Origin of the sequence: Polynucleobacter duraquae (genome assembly GCF_000973625.1) — a bacterium.
GTDB lineage: Bacteria > Pseudomonadota > Gammaproteobacteria > Burkholderiales > Burkholderiaceae > Polynucleobacter > Polynucleobacter duraquae.
On the sequence record NZ_CP007501.1, the window covers coordinates 1,745,763 to 1,764,733 of the forward strand.

General features: G+C 44.7%; 17 protein-coding genes. 9 read left to right on the forward strand and 8 right to left on the reverse strand.

Annotated elements, in window-relative coordinates; all coding sequences use genetic code 11:
• Nucleotides 1-34 precede the first annotated feature (34 nt).
• Nucleotides 35-1,414 (reverse strand): adenylosuccinate lyase, encoded by a 1,380-nt coding sequence (gene purB, locus CL55_RS08975; protein WP_046330776.1) that lies wholly within the window; start codon nt 1,412-1,414, stop codon nt 35-37.
• A gap of 93 nt (nt 1,415-1,507) precedes the next feature.
• Between purB and CL55_RS08980 the strand changes: the two genes are divergently transcribed.
• Nucleotides 1,508-2,122: a glutathione S-transferase N-terminal domain-containing protein gene (locus CL55_RS08980; RefSeq protein WP_046330777.1), complete on the forward strand. Its 615-nt coding sequence runs from the start codon at nt 1,508-1,510 to the stop codon at nt 2,120-2,122.
• A 26-nt stretch (nt 2,123-2,148) separates the two neighbouring features.
• On the opposite strand, the gene mnmA is transcribed toward CL55_RS08980, so the two are convergent.
• Nucleotides 2,149-3,264 carry a tRNA 2-thiouridine(34) synthase MnmA gene (gene mnmA / locus CL55_RS08985; protein ID WP_046331286.1) on the reverse strand — a complete coding sequence of 372 codons (1,116 nt, stop codon included), beginning with the start codon at nt 3,262-3,264 and terminating at the stop codon, nt 2,149-2,151.
• A gap of 175 nt (nt 3,265-3,439) precedes the next feature.
• On the opposite strand from mnmA, the gene CL55_RS08990 reads away from it, so the two are divergent.
• The 4 genes from CL55_RS08990 (at nt 3,440) to CL55_RS09005 (ending at nt 7,113) form a co-directional block, all read left to right on the forward strand.
• The gene (locus CL55_RS08990; protein ID WP_046330778.1) at nt 3,440-4,570 is read left to right on the forward strand and encodes a Re/Si-specific NAD(P)(+) transhydrogenase subunit alpha; all 1,131 of its coding nucleotides are present in this window, start codon (nt 3,440-3,442) and stop codon (nt 4,568-4,570) included.
• A 24-nt stretch (nt 4,571-4,594) separates the two neighbouring features.
• Nucleotides 4,595-4,933: a proton-translocating transhydrogenase family protein gene (locus CL55_RS08995; protein ID WP_046330779.1), complete on the forward strand. Its 339-nt coding sequence runs from the start codon at nt 4,595-4,597 to the stop codon at nt 4,931-4,933.
• 34 nt (nt 4,934-4,967) lie between these two features.
• A complete protein-coding gene (locus CL55_RS09000; protein ID WP_046330780.1) occupies nt 4,968-6,335 on the forward strand; it encodes an NAD(P)(+) transhydrogenase (Re/Si-specific) subunit beta in 1,368 nt (455 codons plus the stop codon).
• A gap of 424 nt (nt 6,336-6,759) precedes the next feature.
• Nucleotides 6,760-7,113: a hypothetical protein gene (locus tag CL55_RS09005; protein ID WP_046330781.1), complete on the forward strand. Its 354-nt coding sequence runs from the start codon at nt 6,760-6,762 to the stop codon at nt 7,111-7,113.
• Nucleotides 7,114-7,134: 21 nt separating this feature from the next.
• On the opposite strand, the gene CL55_RS09010 is transcribed toward CL55_RS09005, so the two are convergent.
• From CL55_RS09010 to CL55_RS09025, 4 genes are all read right to left on the reverse strand, one after another.
• Nucleotides 7,135-7,920 carry a rhamnan synthesis F family protein gene (locus tag CL55_RS09010; RefSeq protein WP_082091922.1) on the reverse strand — a complete coding sequence of 262 codons (786 nt, stop codon included), beginning with the start codon at nt 7,918-7,920 and terminating at the stop codon, nt 7,135-7,137.
• A 114-nt stretch (nt 7,921-8,034) separates the two neighbouring features.
• Nucleotides 8,035-8,796 (reverse strand): glycosyltransferase, encoded by a 762-nt coding sequence (locus CL55_RS09015; RefSeq protein ID WP_046330783.1) that lies wholly within the window; start codon nt 8,794-8,796, stop codon nt 8,035-8,037.
• Nucleotides 8,797-8,947: 151 nt separating this feature from the next.
• The gene (gene groL, locus CL55_RS09020) at nt 8,948-10,600 is read right to left on the reverse strand and encodes a chaperonin GroEL (RefSeq protein ID WP_046330784.1); all 1,653 of its coding nucleotides are present in this window, start codon (nt 10,598-10,600) and stop codon (nt 8,948-8,950) included.
• Between the two features lie 26 nt (nt 10,601-10,626).
• The gene (locus CL55_RS09025; protein ID WP_015421939.1) at nt 10,627-10,917 is read right to left on the reverse strand and encodes a co-chaperone GroES; all 291 of its coding nucleotides are present in this window, start codon (nt 10,915-10,917) and stop codon (nt 10,627-10,629) included.
• 317 nt (nt 10,918-11,234) lie between these two features.
• Between CL55_RS09025 and CL55_RS09030 the strand changes: the two genes are divergently transcribed.
• Genes CL55_RS09030 through dacB form a run of 4 tightly spaced genes read left to right on the forward strand, consistent with a single transcriptional unit; the run spans nt 11,235 to nt 16,742 of the window.
• Nucleotides 11,235-12,062, forward strand: coding sequence for a diguanylate phosphodiesterase (locus CL55_RS09030; protein ID WP_046330785.1), 828 nt, complete (start codon nt 11,235-11,237; stop codon nt 12,060-12,062).
• The gene (locus CL55_RS09035) at nt 12,062-12,685 is read left to right on the forward strand and encodes a response regulator transcription factor (RefSeq protein WP_046330786.1); all 624 of its coding nucleotides are present in this window, start codon (nt 12,062-12,064) and stop codon (nt 12,683-12,685) included. The genes CL55_RS09030 and CL55_RS09035 overlap by 1 nt, the downstream gene beginning before the upstream one ends.
• A gap of 7 nt (nt 12,686-12,692) precedes the next feature.
• Nucleotides 12,693-15,122: an ATP-binding protein gene (locus tag CL55_RS09040; RefSeq protein WP_046330787.1), complete on the forward strand. Its 2,430-nt coding sequence runs from the start codon at nt 12,693-12,695 to the stop codon at nt 15,120-15,122.
• 48 nt (nt 15,123-15,170) lie between these two features.
• Nucleotides 15,171-16,742: a D-alanyl-D-alanine carboxypeptidase/D-alanyl-D-alanine endopeptidase gene (dacB, locus tag CL55_RS09045; protein ID WP_205621271.1), complete on the forward strand. Its 1,572-nt coding sequence runs from the start codon at nt 15,171-15,173 to the stop codon at nt 16,740-16,742.
• On the opposite strand, the gene CL55_RS09050 is transcribed toward dacB, so the two are convergent.
• Nucleotides 16,688-17,782: an L-threonylcarbamoyladenylate synthase gene (locus tag CL55_RS09050; RefSeq protein WP_046330788.1), complete on the reverse strand. Its 1,095-nt coding sequence runs from the start codon at nt 17,780-17,782 to the stop codon at nt 16,688-16,690. The two genes, dacB and CL55_RS09050, sit on opposite strands and share 55 nt — an antisense overlap.
• Before the next feature lie 2 nt (nt 17,783-17,784).
• Nucleotides 17,785-18,969, reverse strand: a complete 1,185-nt coding sequence (locus CL55_RS09055; protein ID WP_046330789.1) for a 5-(carboxyamino)imidazole ribonucleotide synthase — start codon at nt 18,967-18,969, stop codon at nt 17,785-17,787.
• Between the last annotated feature and the right edge of the window lie 2 nt (nt 18,970-18,971).

The window sequence follows — 18,971 nt, forward strand, 5'->3', positions numbered from 1 at the left end:
TCCTGCGGTGCAGACCCAAGGCTTGGAATCAAACTCACTTTTTCAGACGTTCGGTCAATTCGACCGCCTTACCTAAATAAGAAGATGGGGTCATCTCAAGTAACAGGGTTTTTGCATCATCTGGAATCTTCAGGCCACGAATAAAGGTTTGTAAATCAGCCTGGTTAATACCTTTGCCACGAGTGAGCTCTTTAAGTTGCTCATACGGATTCTCGATACCATAACGACGCATCACCGTTTGCACTGGCTCAGCCAATACTTCCCAACATGCATCTAAATCAGCTGCAATCGCTGCATGGTTCACTTCAAGCTTACCTAGACCACGTAGGGCGCTGTCATAAGCTAAAACGCTGTGGCCAAAGGCTGGGCCAAGGTTACGCAATACAGTTGAATCAGTCAGGTCACGCTGCCAACGAGAAATTGGCAGCTTCTCTGCAAGATGACGCAACAGCGCATTTGCTACCCCTAAGTTACCTTCAGAGTTTTCAAAGTCAATTGGATTTACCTTATGCGGCATCGTTGAAGAGCCAATCTCACCTGCTTTAGTGCGTTGCTTAAAATAACCAACTGAAATGTACGCCCAGAAATCACGATCCATATCCAAGAGGATTGTGTTGGCACGAGCAATTGCATCAAACAATTCAGCCATGCCATCGTGCGGCTCAATCTGAATCGTATATGGGTTAAAGGTCAGGCCTAAGCGTTTTTCAACGACATTCTTAGAAAAGTTTTCCCAATCAAAATTAGGATAAGCAGATAGATGCGCATTGTAGTTACCTACTGCACCATTCATTTTTCCCAATAAAGGTACTGCTGCAATTGTTGCAATTGCACGCTCTAAACGTTTGGCAATATTAGCTAACTCTTTACCTAACGTGCTTGGAGAAGCAGGCTGGCCATGAGTACGTGATAACAAGGGTACCTTAGCATTCTCAATTGCTAAATCCGTTAATACTGAGAGAACTTTTCTGAGTTGTGGCAGAAGCACTTCATCACGCGCCCCGCGTAACATCAAGCCATGCGAAGTATTATTAATATCTTCAGAGGTGCATGCGAAGTGTATAAATTCACTGGCCTTCAAGAGATCTGGGCGACCGGCTACTTTTTCTTTTAAGAAATACTCCACCGCTTTGACATCGTGATTGGTAACTGCCTCGATATCCTTGATGCATTGCGCATCGAAATCAGAGAAGTTTTCCGGCAAAGATAATAAGAAGGTCTCATCTGCTGAACTAATTTTTGGTACATCTGGCAGGCCCGCAGAGGCCAAAGCCAACAACCAATGAATCTCTACAAACACGCGCTGCCGCATAAATGCAGCTTCGGATAACCAGGGCCTCAAGGCATCCAGCTTGCCGGCATAGCGACCATCTAAAGGGGATAGTGCATTAAGAGTAGAAATCGGCTGACTCACAAATATTGCCTTTACATTGATTATTTCAATAAAACCTGATTTTAATCGCTCTTAGAAGCAATTCAGTTTGATTGGCATCGCTATACTAAGCCTATGAAACTGATCGGATCCCTCACTAGCCCCTACGTACGCAAGGTACGCATTGTTTTCTTGGAAAAAAAGGTAGATTTAGACCTAGAACTTGAGAATGTCTGGGCAGCAGATACCAAAATAGCCCTCAACAACCCTTTGGGCAAGATTCCTTGCCTCCTTTTGGACGATGGTGAGGCAATTTATGACTCTCGCGTGATTGCGGAGTATGCCGATACCCTGAGCCCAGTTAGCAAGCTTATTCCAGCGGGTAGTCGTGAGAGGGCAACAGTCAAAACCTGGGAAGCCTTAGCAGATGGGGTGGAGGATGCAGGGATTCTGGCTCGATTAGAAGTCACTTTGCGTCCACCCGAGCAGCAGAGTGCCGCTTGGACTGAGCGTCAAATGGGCAAAATCAATGGCTCCCTTACCCAAATGTCCCTTAAATTAGGTGACAGCGCTTGGTGCCACGGCAACCAGATGACTTTGGCTGATATTGCTGTTGGCTGTGCCTTGGGTTATCTGCTATTCCGCTTTCCCAATATTGCTTGGCAAGCCCAATTCCCCAATTTAGATACCTTGTATCAAAAGTTGATGCAAAGGCCCTCCTTTGCAGAAACAGCGCCTCCACCCGCTTAAATCAGGGCACCAGCAGCCGCAAAGACTCAGGCGGAAATAATTCCGCCACCCAAGCAAATATCTCCGTCGTACAAAACAGCAGACTGACCCGGAGTGACTGCCCATTGCGCTTCCGGAAAGACTAATTCAAAACTCAAAGGCCCTGCAATTCCAGCAGCAAACGTGCATAGTGAGTCTGCCTGACGATAGCGGGTTTTTGCAGAGTACTGTCCAGGCGTGGGTGCAACTCCAGCAACCCAACTAGCGTCAATTGTGGAAAGCTGATTGGCCAATAGCCACGGGTGCTCATGGCCCTGAGCGACGTATAAGGTGTTATTAGCGACATCTTTGCGAGCGACATACCAAGCATCGCCATTGCCATCCTGGCTGCCACCCAAACCAATACCCTTGCGCTGCCCTAGTGTGAAAAAGGCAAGGCCCATATGCTCACCCACCGTTTTACCTTCTGGGGTTTTAATGAGTCCGGGAGTGCGTGGCAGATAACGGTTTAAGAATTCGCGGAAAGGGCGTTCCCCAATAAAGCAAATCCCTGTGGAGTCTTTTTTAGCGGCATTATGCAAGCCGATTTGCTCGGCAATCTTGCGCACTTGCGTCTTTGGAATCTCCCCCAAAGGAAAAAGCACATTGGCCAATTGACTCTGGGTTAAGCGGTGCAAGAAATAACTTTGGTCTTTACTAGCATCCAAGGCCTTTAATAGCTGTACGCGACCATTCACATGTCGAACCCGCGCATAGTGGCCTGTTGCAATGGCATCCGCGCCCAAACTGATGGCATGATCTAAAAAAGCTTTGAACTTAATTTCTGCATTGCACAAAACATCTGGGTTGGGTGTCCTGCCGGCAGCGTATTCCCGCAAAAACTCCGCAAAAACGCGTTCGCGGTACTCGGCAGCAAAGTTGACGGCTTCGACATCAATCCCAATGAGGTCAGCCACAGACACCACATCTAGCCAATCCTGACGTGCAGAGCAGTATTCATCGCTATCATCATCTTCCCAGTTTTTCATGAAAAGTCCAATCACTTCGTAGCCTTGTTGCTTGAGCATCCAGGCTGCAACAGACGAATCTACCCCTCCAGACATCCCAATCACGACTTTGGAGGGTTTTGAGGCGGGTATTACGACAGAATCGAGGGAGATCATCAAAAAATGCGAGAATTCGTTATCAGCTAAAAAACCCATTGTAGAAGTCTTGCTCCAAATTTACGAGATTTGTGGCAAAACCAAATAAATGGCATTAAGGGTAAATAGATAGGTAGCTTCTCGCCTAACTAACTAAAATAGATTTTTTTGAAAAATTTGCTTTTGGAGAAATGCCATGCGCATAGGAGTACCGCTGGAAATCAGACTTGGGGAAACTCGAGTTGCCGCCACACCGGAAACCGTTAAGAAACTGATTGGCCAAGGTCACACAGTTGTTATTCAAAAAGATGCGGGCGTTACAGCCAGCCAGCCTGATTCCGCATATGAAGCTGTTGGTGCGACGATTGGTAGCGCTGCTGATGCATTTGGAGCAGAGATTGTTCTAAAGGTCCGCGCACCTGAAGCCGCAGAACTTAAACAAATTCAATCTGGTAGCGTGCTCATTGGCATGCTCGATCCATTTGATAACAACAATATCGCCGCGATGGCCGCCCAAGGCGTGACTGCATTCTCATTAGAGGCTGCCCCACGTACTACTCGTGCACAAAGTATGGACGTCTTGTCTTCGCAAGCCAATATCGCAGGTTATAAAGCGGTGATGGTTGCCGCTAATGAGTATCAGCGCTTTATGCCAATGCTCATGACTGCAGCAGGAACTGTTAAAGCAGCACGCGTACTGATCTTGGGTGCTGGTGTTGCCGGCCTCCAAGCCATTGCAACTGCAAAGCGTTTGGGTGCCGTGATCGAAGCATCTGACGTGCGCCCTGCTGCTAAAGAGCAAATTGAATCTCTAGGAGCAAAGTTTGTTGACGTTCCTTACGAAACAGATGAAGAGCGTGAAATTGCTAAAGGCGTTGGTGGTTATGCGCGCCCAATGCCAGAGGCTTGGATGAAACGTCAAGCAGCATTAGTTGCGGAACGTGCTCAACAAGCTGACATCGTTATTACTACCGCCTTAATTCCAGGTCGCAAGCCGCCAGTCTTATTGCATAGCGATACCGTTGCCAATATGAAACCCGGTTCGATCGTGATCGACTTAGCAGCTGGTCGTGGTGACAATGGATCAGGCAACTGTCCTTTGACAGAAGAGGGCAAGATTGTTGAGAAAAATGGTGTGAAGATTATTGGTTACAGTAATCTCGCCAGCATGGTGGCTGCGGATGCTTCTGCTTTGTACGCACGCAACTTGCTCGACTTCATGAAGCTAATCGTTGGCCAAGAAGCGAAGTTGGTTATCCCAACCGATGATGACATCGTTACTGCTTGCCTTATGTGTCGTGATGGCCAGGCTATCCGTAAAAACTAATACAGAATATTCAAAGGAAACATCATGGATCTCGCTGCTTTTCAAAGCATTCTCACAGTCCAAAACATCACCGTGTTTGTTTTGGCCATTTTTGTTGGCTATCAAGTAGTTTGGAATGTGACCCCTGCACTACACACTCCACTAATGGCGGTTACAAACGCGATCTCTGGAATTATTGTTGTCGGCGCACTGCTTCAAACTGAAGTTATTGGTGGCGACGAGATCACTCTCACCAGCATCATTGGTGCTGTAGCCGTCTTCTTAGCATCAATTAATATTTTTGGTGGCTTTATGGTCACCCGTCGCATGCTTGAAATGTTCAAGAAAAAAGCCCCTAAAGCTGATGCGACTGGAACCAAATAAAAACTAGAACAAGATCTATATAGAGACCATAATCATGTCAAACATAACCGCGATTTCCTACCTCATTTCATCGGTGCTCTTCATCCTCGCCTTGCGTGGATTGTCTTCACCAACCACATCACGTCAAGGTAATACCTTCGGCATGATCGGCATGCTGCTTGCCGTGATCACCACCTTCATGATTCCTGACTTTAAACCTGTCTTCTCATTGATTATTGGTGCGGTTGTTGCGGGTGCAATCATCGGAATACTTGCTGCTAAACGCGTGCAAATGACCAAGATGCCAGAGCTCGTAGCATTAATGCACTCTTTTGTTGGCTTATCAGCGGTATTGATTGCGATTGCAGCAGTATTTAATCCAGCCCAAGACCATACTGGCGCGCAAAAAATTGAGCTCTTTATTGGCGCATTTATTGGCGCGATCACCTTCACTGCTTCTATCATCGCTTTTGGGAAATTGTCCGGCAAGGTCAGTGGCAAATCGGTGACCTTTGCTGGCCAGCACTTACTCAACCTCATTCTCGCAATTGCTATGGTTTCTGGTGGCGTCATGTATTTCATGACAGGTAGTCACGAAGCATTCTTAGTGATGTGTGCGATTGCTTTGGTGTTAGGTGTGACTTTGATCATCCCAATCGGTGGCGCAGATATGCCAGTGGTTGTATCGATGCTTAACAGTTACTCTGGTTGGGCGGCTGCAGGTATTGGTTTTACATTAAACAATCCTGTATTAATTATTGCTGGCGCTTGCGTAGGCTCTTCTGGCGCGATTCTGTCTTACATTATGTGTAAGGCAATGAACCGCTCTATCTTGGCAGTCTTGCTTGGTGGATTCGGTGCCGAAGCTTCTGCCGGTGGTGCTGATGATGGTGGTCCAAAGAACTATAAAACCGGTTCACCAGAAGATGCTGCCTTCCTGATGGAGAATGCCGATACAGTTGTGATTGTTCCTGGCTATGGCTTGGCAGTTGCTCGTGCTCAGCACGCACTAAAAGAATTAACAGAAAAACTGACTCATCATGGTGTGACCGTGAAGTACGCCATTCATCCAGTAGCGGGTCGCATGCCTGGTCATATGAATGTACTCTTGGCTGAGGCTGAAGTTCCATACGATCAAGTATTTGAGATGGAAGATATCAACAGCGACTTTGGTCAAGCTGATGTCGTGTTGGTACTTGGTGCAAACGACGTGGTAAACCCTGCTGCTCGTACGCCAGGTAGCCCAATATTTGGCATGCCGATTTTGGAGGCATTTAAAGCTAAAACAATTATTGTCAACAAGCGCTCGATGGCTGCAGGTTATGCCGGCCTTGATAACGAACTCTTCTATATGGATAAAACTATGATGGTCTTCGGTGATGCGAAGAAGGTTGTGGAGGATATGGTGAAGTCTGTCAGCTAGTGTTTCTCCAACCAAATAAAAGAGCCGCCTAAAAGCGGCTTTTTTATTTGGCAAAGAAAATAGAAGTTTTCAAGCAAAAATCTATTCAGATGCCCGATCTCTACTAGATGGTCTAGCCACACCATCTTCACTAATTAAAGTCTGATATCCAAGACTGGAATTGCCGAGATTATATTTTGCAACCTTTTTAAGAGTTAGATGGGAATGAATACGCTCCAAGCAAAAGGCAATTATTCGCCTCTGATATCCCGAAAATTCTTTTTGCTTATGGCGCAAATAAGCCCTTGTACACCCCTCTAGCGTGGTCATATCTAGAAACTAAAGAGTGGCTTTTTATGACCAACAATTACAGGGAGAGCCAACAAATAAATTTTAATAAAATATTAAATTCGAATCAGAATAGTATATAAACACCCCATTAGACATGCAAATAGCAATCATCCTAGCGATCTGCGTCGCAGTATTCCTTGCAGCATTCCCTTTAAAAAATTATCTTATCTTAAAAAAAATAAAAAAAGATGAAGCAAGGTGGACGAATTGGCTTGCGGAAAGACCGAATGCTGAGGAATATTGCAAATTGCATAATTTTGACTTTGAGGCACCACTATGCGATTACTGCAAGAATGACAGGCTACTACCTAATTTAGAAATGGTTTTGCCATATCAACCTAAATTTGGATTTATAGATATATCAGTTTCAAAGAAATCCTTTTTCAAAACATACATCTGTGCAAAATGTGGCAGTCAGCCATATCGAGAAAAAACTATAGCCACTTAATATAAAGTAACGCTAAAGAGTCTAATTTTCCATTCCATCAACTAATAACAGTCTAAATTTTTCATCTGCTTGGGCCCTTAATATAAGGGGATCTAACTTTAACCTGAAGGGGTTAATTTTGAACAGTCCAATCTTCAAAACTCCATATTTATCAAGTATTTCCTCAAAATTCCCATGCATCGGGTCAAGAATCATTTGCGATTTAGCTGGGGAATAAATTGAAGTTTTTGTATAGCCAAGTTCATCTATGAATTTGCTCAATCCAATTTCGTAATTTCTAATTATTTGATCCTTATTAACAAGCAACTCCAAGCCACTCCACCATGCAATGAATCTCTCATCGTTTAGGACTCTTTTCCCAAATGAAAGCAAAAAGCTTTGTAAATGTGGATATATAGTCCCATCGGATAAGTGCAATGTTAGGCCTACAAAATCTGAATCCAATTTCGATAACCCATCAAAGAAATAATTCTTTATAAATTTTTCCGCATCACTAATAACAAAAGACGTATTCATTAGAGTTAACCTATCGAAAGTCTCCCCAAGACCCTCACATCCAATACTGGTGTCAACTAATAGGGAAACACCTAGTCGATAAGAAAAAAAGTCATAGCCAATATTTTCTCGGAGATGGCACTCAACAAAATCAGGAATTAAAGCTCTTTGAGCTTCAGATAAATTTGTCGATACAAAAATTAATCTCTTAAATGAGCCCTGGCAGGCCTCTAAAAAATTTAATGTATCAGACCGTAATTGTCCATCTTGATGAAAATGAGCCACAACAAGAGCTTGATTTGATGGATGCATTTTTATTTAAGCCGCGTAAATATAGGTTGAGATTAAAGTAATTCTTTTTTTAAAAGATGAGGGTACTTTCTCATGCCCGTTAAAAAATGTAAAAGAATCGATTAATTTCATCCTTTAACCGCGGCCATTAATAATTTTATTAAGTGTGATTGAATTTGCACGGATCTGTGTATTCGAAATTCTTAAGCCCTCATATGAAAGCTGGCGATATAAATCTCCAGATAGCCATTTATTAGAGAAATATAGTGCGTCTCTAGCTTTAATAGTATTCAAATGGTCATTTTTTGACTCAGTAGATGATGTTCCAACATGATTGACATATGCATCATGAGCAACAGTAACTCTCCAGCCGCGAGCTCTAGCCGTAAATGAATAGTCTGCATCCGAGCAAATAAATTGCATATTTTCATCCAGCAAACCGATCTCCCTAATCATCTCTACTCGCAATAACATCGCAGCGCCATTTGCCCAATAGGTATCAAAATCTGCTGTGATCGTAGCTAATTTCTCGGTAGAGTGCCTCCCAACAGGAAAGGCGTCATAACTCCCACTCCAAAAAACCTCTCCTCCGCTTGGATTAATCTGGATTGGGCAGCATATCCCGCATTTCTGATTGTTATCCATGGAATTGACAAGTTTATTGATTGTTTCCTTCTGAAGAAAAGCATCTTGATTCAAAACGAGAATGTACTTAATACCAGTCATCTGGCTATATTTTCTTAATCCTTCATTGACAGCTCTGGTGTAGAGAATGTTGTCGTCACTGTTATCGCGAATATATGCTTCAACAGGTGAATATGCTTGACTCTCTATTGATAGCTTGCAGCCTGCTAGAGCTTCTGGATTTTTATAGTACGGAATTATGATTGGAATCATTTTTATCTAAATATATCGATAGTTTAGCCACTCAATTTTATTTTACTTTTCTCATTTAATCGAAACTATTATCATTTAATGCAAAACGCCTGGTCTTTTGAACCAGGCGTTTTAGTTTCTACAGCTAGATAGCTGAGGAAATTAACAGCAATTACATCATGCCGCCCATACCGCCCATACCACCCATACCGCCCATATCAGGCATGCCACCACCAGCAGAATCATCCTTTGGGGCTTCGCAAATTGCGCAATCGGTAGTCAACAATAAGGCTGCAACAGATGCCGCATTAACTAATGCAGTTTTTGTTACCTTGGTTGGATCGATCACACCTTGAGCTACGAGGTCGCCGTATTCACCAGTTGCTGCGTTGTAACCGTTATTGCCCTTACTTGCCAATACTGCGTTCACAACTACGCTGGCTTCATCTCCTGCATTAGAAACGATAATACGAATTGGCTCTTCCATTGCACGCAATACGATGCTGATACCAGCGTCTTGGTCGGGGTTATCACCCTTCAAGCCTTTAATGCCCTGCATTGCACGTAACAAAGCTACGCCACCGCCAGGAACAATACCTTCTTCAACCGCTGCACGAGTTGCATGCAATGCATCATCAACGCGGTCTTTCTTTTCTTTCATTTCTACTTCAGTAGCAGCACCAACACGAATCACTGCAACACCACCTGCCAATTTGGCAACGCGCTCTTGCAATTTCTCTTTGTCGTAGTCGCTAGTCGCTTCTTCGATCTGAACACGGATGTTCTTCACGCGCGCTTCGATTGCTTTAGCATCGCCAGCACCGTCAATGATGATGGTGTTTTCTTTACCAATTTCGATACGCTTAGCTTGACCTAAGTGCTCAAGAGTTGTTTTCTCGAGTGTCAGGCCGATTTCTTCAGCAATGACTGTACCGCCAGTCAAGATTGCGATGTCTTCCAACATGGCTTTACGACGATCCCCAAAGCCTGGAGCCTTAACAGCGCAAGTCTTGATGATGCCGCGAATGTTGTTCACGACCAAAGTTGCCAAGGCTTCGCCTTCAACATCTTCTGCAATGATTAACAATGGACGACCAGATTTGGCTACTTGCTCGAGTACTGGGAGCAAATCACGGATGTTGCTAACTTTCTTGTCAAACAAGAGAACGTACGGAGTTTCCAATACGGCAACTTGCTTTTCAGGTTGGTTAATGAAATATGGAGAGAGATAACCGCGGTCAAACTGCATACCCTCAACTACTTCAAGCTCATCTTCCAAAGACTTACCATCTTCAACAGTGATTACACCTTCTTTACCTACTTTTTCCATTGCTTCAGCAATACGCTGACCAATACTTTGGTCGCTATTAGCCGAGATAGAGCCAACTTGAGCAATTTCTTTAGTAGTTGTGCAAGGCTTGCTAATTTTCTTAAGCTCTTCGAGTGCCGCTGTAACTGCTTTGTCGATACCGCGCTTCAAGTCCATTGGATTGTGGCCTGAAACTACGTATTTCATGCCTTCGCGAACGATAGACTGAGCTAATACAGTAGCGGTAGTGGTGCCGTCACCAGCGATGTCATTGGTTTTAGAAGCAACTTCCTTCACCATCTGAGCACCCATGTTCTGGAGCTTGTCTTTAAGTTCGATTTCTTTTGCTACGGATACACCATCTTTAGTGATGATTGGGCCGCCAAATGAACGCTCGATCACCACATTGCGACCCTTTGGTCCTAAAGTTACTTTTACTGCGTTTGCGAGAATATTGACACCCTCTACCATCTTGGTACGGGCGTTATCTCCAAATACGACGTCTTTTGCTGCCATGATTGAATTCCTTTCTTAGGTACTAATTACTTCTGTACAACAGCCATGATGTCTTCTTCGCGCATGACGAGAAGCTCATCGCTGCCGACCTTAACTGTTTGACCTGCATATTTGCCAAATAACACGCGATCGCCAACTTTGACGTCTGGTGCATTCAACTTACCGCTGTCATCACGCTTGCCTGGGCCAACTGCCAATACTTCGCCTTGATCCGGCTTTTCAGCAGCAGCATCCGGAATGATGATTCCAGAGGCAGTTTTTGATTCTTGATCTAAACGTTTAATGATTACGCGATCATGTAAAGGACGCAGATTCATTCCTTCTCCTATGTTAGTAAGTGTTAACTAATTAAAAAACCAATATAAATCAATATGTTGCATTCTCCTAACACGCAAAAACAAGCTTTTCAGCTGAATAAGCCTGTTTTAGCACTCGCGTGTAGGGAGTGCTGATTATATAGGTCTGTTTCTAAGGATTTCAAGGGCAAATTCACCTTAAATTTCAAATGAGACTCCTGCTCTTTCTATAATGGAGCTAGGCAAGTAGGTAGATTCCTACACACAAATAAGCCTTAAGCCCTTACTCCTCCAATCTGTCCTGCCTAGACTGACTGTTCAATGATTGGAGAATGCTGATGAGCCCGAAATCCCGGCTGTACACGCTTGTAAAGGCTTGGAAGAACAAACCCTTCCAAGAAGTACGCGATGCCTGCGGCCAGCCTTGGCTTGGTCTTAGTGGCGAAGCGCTAGAAGAACACCAATCCTGGTCCCAGCGACAAGCGATTAGTAACGAACCCATCTTTAATAGCCAAGGAACCAAGCTGACGAGCTCTTTATTTAGACCATTACTGACCGCCACCGACTCACAGCTCCTCAGATTGTTCATGGAGGGCTTAGACACTATTACGTATTGGTACCGTAGCGGACGCTTCATTCCGGGCATCTTACCGATGCCAGCACAATATCTTGCATCCAGTAGTTTTATAGATGCTTTAAGCGATCTGATGCTGAATTCACGACTCCCTGTTGGCTTAGTGAGTTTAGGCATGCATAAACTCAGCGATATCGATTCCATGGAATCGTGTATGGAAGGTTTGTTGCGAATGCGTCGCCTTGGTGTCCTTATCCATCTGCTTCATTTTTCTGGCACCAGCCCACAAATCCGCTTGATTGAAGAAATTGAGCCCGATGGCATTCATATTGAGATGGGGCAATTTCGAGCCGATGGCTTACCAAAAGAAATGATTGCTCTTGGCCAGAAGTTTCGCACCCAAATTTATGCCAGCAACATCACCCTGGTAAAGGATTTAGAAAATGTCATGGCAATGGGAGCGCGCCATAGCTATGGCGGACTCATGATGCCTCCAGTAAGCCGACATCAAATGCTACACCTGAGCGATAGCCGCATCGCCAAGGCCATTTTTTCGCTGCACCCTCATAAAACCCAAAATGGAGACAAGTAATGAGAAAACGCGTGATGTTGGTAGATGACCATCCAGCTATGCTGATGGCATTAAAAAGTATGTTGCAAGATCAATTGCTTTTTGAGATCGCAGGACAGGCGCAGCATGGTGAAGAGTGCCTACGCTCAATCAAAGAAGTAAATCCTAATATGGTCATCTTAGATTTAGATATGCCCAAGACAGATGGCTTTGATGTCATCCGCCGCATTGGCTTGATGCATCCAGAAGTTCGTATTTTGGTGCTATCTAGCCTGGATGAAGCAGTCTATGGTGGCAGAGTGCGGTCCTTAGGTGCGCATGGTTTTGTGAATAAGACTGCTGGGGCTGATGTCATTTTGGCTGCATGTGTTGCTATCTCCCAGGGATATACCTTCTTTACACATGGCAAAAACGGTAATACCTCCCTGAGCGATAACGACAAATTGGCCTTGATATCGGATCGTGAGCTACAAGTCATGAAGTATCTGGGCAAAGGCAATACCAACCAGCAGATATCAGACCTACTGCACATTAGCAATAAGACAGTAGCAACCTACAAGACCAGAGTCTTTGACAAACTAGGTATTAATAATATTGCTGACTTGATCTTGTTCTGCCGCATGAACAACATCATCGAAAGCTAAAAACTGTATGCATCGGTTCATATTGAAAAAAGTATTCATACTCTGCTATGTCTATGCAGGTCTAGCGGATGCCGGACCCTTTAGCGTTGCTGAGCAATCATGGATCGATGCCCATCCAGTTGTACGATTTAGTATTCACGAAAAATATGCCTCCTATCTCAGCCCATCTAGTCATCAGCAGGGTGCGGCACCCTTTATGGCGCTGCTATCCAAAATTGAAGAGTGCACACAACAGCAATATGTTCCAGTATGGAGAAAATCAGACCCAGAAGGCTTAAAGCAACTCATAAAAGGTGAGGTGGATTTCATCATTGATCCACCAAACATTGATGACCACGTATTGCAATTTGGATCTCTATCTGAAGCTATCTTTTGGGGTCATGATGCTATTGTCACTAAGTCCTCAAGCAAGCTGGACTCAAGCTCTGTGAAGATTGGCTACTTTGATCGAGGTCTTGAAAACGCGCCCGCCAGCATTAATAGTTTCAGTGACATTAAAGAAGAACAGTCGCCCGCCAGCTTAATTCAATCTCTCATTAAAAGTGACATCGAGGCACTAGTCATGCCCATTCGCTTGGCCCGTCAACTGTTACGTGAAACCCAAAATTCAGATCTCAAAATTGATGGTTTATATAGTCGCGATCCTTTTGCCTATCGCTGGCTCATCTCAGACCAGGACGCCCCACTTCACGACGTACTGAGCCACTTCTTAAATGACTTAAACCCTATTACATCACGCCAGATTTTTGCACTAGACGATGAGTACAAGCGAGGTTCAACCCTACTTCCTTGGCTGAGCGCCACACTTATTCTCATGATTGGCGGAGCGATGTTTTATCAACTCCAAAGAAAATATTTTTACCAAAAGAAAACCGCTCGTGAATTACTGCACTCAAAAGAGCTGGCTGAAAAAGCGAATGCTGCAAAGTCAGCCTTTCTAGCAACTATGAGCCATGAAATTCGGACGCCAATGAATGCCATCTTAGGGGTTCAAGAACTACTGCTTGGTAGCGCGCAATTTCCTAAGAAAGATAAGACGCTATTGAAGAGTGCGCAAGCTTCTGCCGAATCTCTTTTGGGTATGCTAAATCAAGTGTTAGATATTTCTAAGATTGAGGCTGGAAAACTCACCCTCAACTTGGAGCCTTGCAATCCACATCAATTAATTATGGATATTCATGCAGCATTTTCTACAGTAGCAAAAAAGCAGGATTTAATACTCCACACCACAATTGATCCCAGGATTGCTGAAGTACTCATGATTGATTCTTTACGCCTGCGACAAGTTCTACAGAATTTACTCAGCAATGCGATCAAGTTCACCGCTGAGGGTGAAGTGTACTTTTCTGTCAGTGTCCTCGCCGATGATCATGCCGGCCAACTACTCGAGTTCCGGGTGATTGATACTGGGGTTGGAATGGGGAGCGATCAAATCAAATTGGCTCTGCAAGCTTTTGAACAATTACCAGCCACGCAAGAGTCTTATCTATCAGAGCAAACGAGGGGGACGGGTCTTGGGCTCACCATCACCAATCATTTGGTGAATTCTATGAATAGCCATCTTTATTTTGAGAGTGCTCCGGGATTTGGAAGCAATGTCCATTTTTCTGTGGCCCTGCCGAGAACTAGCATTGCCGCACCTCAGTCCACCAGCTTTGATTCTCGCGCAGCGTCATCTAGGAGCTTAATCCCTAAAAGGTCAGATCGAAAGAACTGCGAAATTCAGGCTTTGGTAGTTGAAGACCATTCGGCTAGTCGTCAAATTTTGTCACTACAGTTGCAGGCGCTTGGAATTAGTGCTTGCGTTTGCGAGAATGCCACTATTGCACTAGAGCTATTGAAAGACCATCATTTTGACTTGATGCTAACGGATCAATCTATGCCGGGCATGCAGGGCTCTGAATTGGCGAAACAAGTCCGATCCCTAGGTAATCGTGACTTAATCATTATTGCTGTCACTGCTGATATATACGCACTAGACTCACGCCATCAATTCTTATCCTCTGGTATGAACGGTGTCCTCATCAAGCCATTGAGCTTAGGTGCTCTTGAGAATGAACTCATGCGCTATTTTGAAACCAGCCAAAAAAAATTCCACATTGATGAGGAGTATTCGTTCGATGCTTTTTCCAATCTTATCAAAGACGATCCCCTCCAAATCATTGTAATTTTGGAGGAAATTGAAAAGGTTCATCTAGAGACTTTGGAGCAATTACACTCTGATGTTATTGCGAGCTCTATTGATGAGACGCAGTTTCAGAGCCTGATTCATAAAGTAAAAGGTGGGGCGCAACTGCTGGAAGCTACTGGCTTTATTCATGCCTGCGAATCTCTTGAAATTGAAGGTTCACTCTTAGATCGTATTGAGCGTTTCACCACTCTACTCAAACAACAAAACCAAACCATCGAGTATTACAAGGAAAAATACCGGCAGTAATTTGAGGTAGTAATGGCGTATTAGTCGACAAGGTTTATTCTATGGGGAATGCGCACCCAAAATACTTCGCCTTCTAATAAGACTCCGGTTAATCGTTTACTGGTCTGCGTCCTCACCTACTTATTATTCAGCCCACAGGCGCATTCTGCTGATCCAGCCTCCCAAGAGGCTACCCTGAAGTACGTACCTAAAGCTGTAGCCGCCAGCCTTGAAAAAAATCAGATCCCCAAAGAGGCAATCAGTATTTCAGTGCTTGAAATTAAGCCAGGGCAAGCGGGTAAAGTTACGGCAAAAACAGCAGTGGATTGGCGCTCTAAACAGGCAATGAACCCCGCATCAACGATGAAGCTAGTCACTACACTCACAGGCTTAGATATTTTGGGGCCTCAGTATCGCTGGCGTACCAATATTTATACCGATGGACTGATTCGTCAAGGGACTCTCAAAGGTAATCTTTATTTACAAGGCACCGGTGATCCCAAGCTGATTCCCGAAGAATTCGCCAAAATGATGAAGGCCTTACAAAATCTGGGTATTCAAAAAATTGATGGCAATCTCTTCTTTGATAGAAGTGCTTATGCTCCCAGCGTCATGGAACATAACACTATTGATGGAGAATCGCTTCGCGCCTATAACGTGCCGCCAGATCCTCTGCTTTATGCTTTTAGAACTCTCTCGTTTCAGCTAGGAAAATCGCGCACTGCTGACTTTATCGATATCAGCTACACACCGCCATTATCACAACTCAAAGTGATTAACCAAATGCAGTTAGTTAATCAGCCTTGCGATAACTGGAGAAGCAATCTTCGTTTTAACCTAGACCCTGAGGGCGACGGAGCCCCTACTAACCAACTTCTGACTGCCCAGTTCTCCGGTAGTTTTCCCAATGCTTGCAAAGGGGTGAGCTACAACGTCGTTGCTTTGGATGCCAATACCTTTATTACTCAAGGTTTTGCTGCAGCCTGGGAACTCGCTGGTGGCACTTGGGCTCAAGCACCCACCGGAAAGTCTGGCACTGTTCCCCTGGCATCGCGACTACTACTACAGTTTGAAGGCATTTCGCTGGCAGATGATGTACAAGATATTAATAAGCATTCCAACAATGTGATGGCTAGGCAGCTTATGCTAACTCTGGCTTTGGAGAAAATGGGCAAACCAGCAACTACTGAAAATGGTGAGCTTGTGATTCAGAGTTGGTTAAAAGGCTTGGGCCTTCAGTTTCCAGAGCTCGTCATTGAGAATGGCTCTGGCTTATCCCGTACTGAAGCAATCTCTGCTGAACATATGACGCAATTATTAGTTGCGGCTCGTAACTTATCCGTTGCGGACACGTTTTACAACAGCCTTCCGATTGCAGGGACAGATGGCACAATGAAAAATCGCCTCATTGCACATTTACGGAAATTTTTGCATTTGAAGAAAAAGCCTGAGGCTCGAATCAAAACAGGAGCGCTGGTAGATGTCAGGGCAATATCAGGCTATGTGATGAGTAAGTCCGGAAAGATGTATGCGGTGACCTCCTTCATAAACCATCCCAATGCTTTGAGAGGCTTAGAGGCGCATGATCAATTATTGGCGTGGCTACTAAATGATGGGCCAGATCCAAAACAGGCACGCTGAAGTCGGTCCCGAACCCCATCCCACTCCTCGCCTGCTGGGGGCTCAGGAAACAAAATTAAATCCCAACCCTGTTGATCTAGATCCCGCAGAGATCGGTACAGACGACTTGCAAAGGCAACGCTATCACTGGGCACAATCACTTCCTCAAAATGTACTGATGGATGTCCATCCTCACCTAATGAAGAATCTGAATCCCAAACCGCAACCGCTACCCGCGACTTAATATCTGGGAACTCACTCAGAGCATCTAAGACCCTACCTGGCGCATACATTCTTAATGGAGTTGTAGGGGCGTAATGGGCACGCAGACTGCCAGACACCCGCGGTATATCACCACCCTGCTTTGTTGAACTGCTTTCACCAGGCAAATAAACTGGAATGCCTGTCTTAGCAAAAATTTCTCTAGGAGTAATGAGTCCTGGGCGCAATAAAACTGGATGATCGCCAGAAGATAAATCAATGATGGTTGATTCAATACCGACTTCGCAATCACCACCATCCAAAATCATGAGATCCAACATATCCTCAAACTCGCTACGGACATCAGCCGCACTGGTTGGAGATACCTTTCCAAAACGATTGGCTGAAGGAGCAACAACTCCACCCTTGAATTTACGGAGTAACTCCTGTGCAATTGGATGAGCAGGCGCACGAATTGCAACCGTATCCTGACCACCGGTGAGTTCATTTAAAACGCTTTTGTCTTTTTTAAAGACCAATGTCAGTGGGCCAGGCCAAAATGCATTCATGAGCTTTAATGCATCTTCTGATAAATCTCTTACCCATGGGGCTACTATCGGTACCCAGTCAATTTGTTCCTGATCAAATTTATCAGGAGCTGCCAAGTGAACAATTAATGGGTGATTGGATGGTCTGCCCTTAGCAGTAAAAATTTGCTTAATTGCATCGGGGTTTTTTGCATCTGCTCCTAAGCCATATACCGTTTCAGTCGGAAAGGCGACTAAGCCACCATCTCGCAAATTTTGTACCGCTTCGTTAATGATTGCAGATAAATGCAGGGCGCTACTGTCGCTGGACATTGTTAGGGCTCGATCCCTAATTCAACGGCGACAGCTGTGCAATTTTGGCGAGCCTGGTTGAGTGACTCACCTAAACAATTGATATGACCCATCTTACGACCCATACGTGGATCAGACTTGCCGTATAGGTGTAACTTAGCATCTGGATAAGCAAGCACCTTATCCCAAGCAGGCTCTCTTGCCTTATCCTCGCTGCCGTCGTACCAAAGATCTCCCAAGAGATTAAGCATGGAGACTGGCGCTAGCAAGCGGGTATCACCCAAAGGTAAGCGGGCCATACTTCTGACCTGCTGTTCAAACTGACTGCTCACACAGGCATCCATAGTGTAGTGGCCTGAGTTATGCGGACGTGGAGCAATTTCATTAGCAACGATATCGCCACTCTTAAGTACAAAAAACTCTACACACAACACTCCCACGTAATCAATCTTACGAATTAGCGCTTTAGCGGCTTCAATAATTTTTTTCTCTTGAGCAGGCTTTAGTGATGGGGCTGGCACAGTTGAGGTATGCAAGATACCGTCACGATGAATATTCTGAGAAACAGGATAGGCCGCCACCGCATCATCATATCCGCGCACTACCAAAGCAGATACTTCGAAATCCAAATCCATGCGCTTTTCAAGAACACAAGGCACCTTACCTAATTCAGCCCAAGCTGCAACTAAATTGGCAGAGTCATAAACGGTGATTTGACCTTTGCCGTCGTAACCCATGCGAGCGGTTTTTAGAATGCCAGGGAACAGATCTGCAGGCACATGCTCAATATCTGCATTATGTTCAAGCACAAAGTGAGGAGCAGGACCAATATTGGTCTCTGTTTTCCAGGTGGCCAAGAATTTTTTCTCAGCCACGCGGTTTTGCGCTAAAGATACACAGCTACTGCGTGGTGCCACGAAAACACCTAAAGATTCCAACTCATCGAGGGCTTGCGCTGGAACATTTTCAAATTCGGTACTAACGGATTTACATAATGCTGCCATTTCTTTTAAGGCAGCATAGTCAGTGTAATCAGCTTGAATAAATTTTTCCGCAATGGAGCCAGCCGGACTATCTGATCCAGGATCTAAAACGCAGACCTTGTAACCCATTGCTTGAGCGGCTTGTGTAAACATCCGCCCCAATTGACCACCACCTAAAATTCCTAAATACGAGCCCGGCAAGATGGGCTCCAAACGATCTACCATCT